Here is a 1474-nt window from a genome sequence, read left to right as displayed (position 1 = left end):
GAAATCTTTTTTCATTCTAGCTTCCCTTTATAAAGGTTCATATTACATATGACCTTGACCTTTCCCCTGAGTTAGTACCAGTTCCTCAATGAGAAATCCGAGTTTACGCAGCCTGTTTTGCAACCTCTTTAATAGCTCACTTATTGAAATGAGACGTTTTTCAACAAGAGTAAATTAAATGTAGGATTTTTGAAAATGTTCTAGTCTAGTAGCAACGATATTTTTATTATGAGGACATAATGTATTTCATTGCCGTTGCTATTGTTAACTTAGCTTATATATTTTCTGAATTGATGTTTAACACAAAGCTATTAAATGTCTCAGGAGGGAGTTTTAACTATAGTGATATTGAAACTATAGAAATACTTGGAAGAGCTCTATCTAGCATCGGCTTGTCTTTGGTATTAGTAAGAACGATTTACTTTTTCAGAATAAGTAAAGGTTCAAAAATTTTTCTATCAAGCTTGGTGATAATCATAGCTCATCCGGTATTTTTCTTAGGTCAGAAAGAGTTCATTGACTACCTAGCAAAACAAACTCCAGATTTTCAGCAGCAGGCTTTTTACAATGCACTGTTATCCAAAAGAGCAATGCTTTTTGATCAAGATATCGAAGAAAACATACCTTATCTAAAAGAGCGCACTGATACAGAAAAGAAAGTTTTTTTTAGCTCCATTGGCTTGATCAAGAATGAAAGCGGAGTAGGTGACATATATGGCCCGAAAAAATCCAAAGAAATAATAATTAACAACGAAGCTGTTACTCTAGCCAATACCCTTCTTAATGATTACCAAGACCCTGTAATAAATGAAAGTACCTATTTCTTATACAGCAATATTCAACAAAGCTATTACAAAAAGATCAAGCTTATTGACAAGCAAGCAGATGGTTATTATGAACGGTATACCAGTGAATCGGCCCGACAGGCTTTTTACAGTCAATACGCGGGGTTGTTAGAAAAAATCCAAAAAGGTGAAAACTTTTTTAGAAACGTTATGCCTTCGAAAGTAGGTGCAAAGTTAATATCAATTGGTCGATGTATCACTAAAGATTGTTATGAGAAGAAAACAACAGGATTCGAAACCTTTCAAAAGAATTTGGCGAGAAAATATTTAAAAGAAAAAACGGAAGAGCTTACGACTTTCCCTTTTGATTATTTTTGTACACAAGGTAATTCCAAAAATAGTCGAACTATCATTAGGACTCATAAGAATGGAGCTACTGATACAAGAACTCATACCAATAGAATGGGAAATCATAGCGCCAATACGACATTAAGATGTGATGTTGATCTAAATCATTTGGGAAACGCTTATCTATCAAAATATAAACAAACGATCGACAATACATTAAATCTAAGTTTTAAGAAGTATGAGAGTTTAGAGTCATTTTCAAAAAGTAGCGATTTCAATGATTTTATTATGTATACAGCTAAAAGATCAGGTGTTCGATTAATACTACCTAAAGAGTGGAT

Annotated in this window: 1 protein-coding gene; it reads left to right on the top strand. The window is 33.2% G+C overall.

The genetic code is table 11. From position 1 onward, the window contains the following. Positions 1 to 239: 239 nt before the first annotated feature. Positions 240 to 1474, top strand: a 1235-nt coding sequence (locus tag A3757_RS19425) for a hypothetical protein (RefSeq protein ID WP_156506427.1), incomplete at its 3' end; no start/stop codon positions are given.

The sequence above is a fragment of the Oleiphilus sp. HI0117 genome (assembly GCF_001635235.1).
Note: the sequence above shows the minus strand (reverse complement) of the source record. Positions and strands in the feature narration are given on the sequence as shown.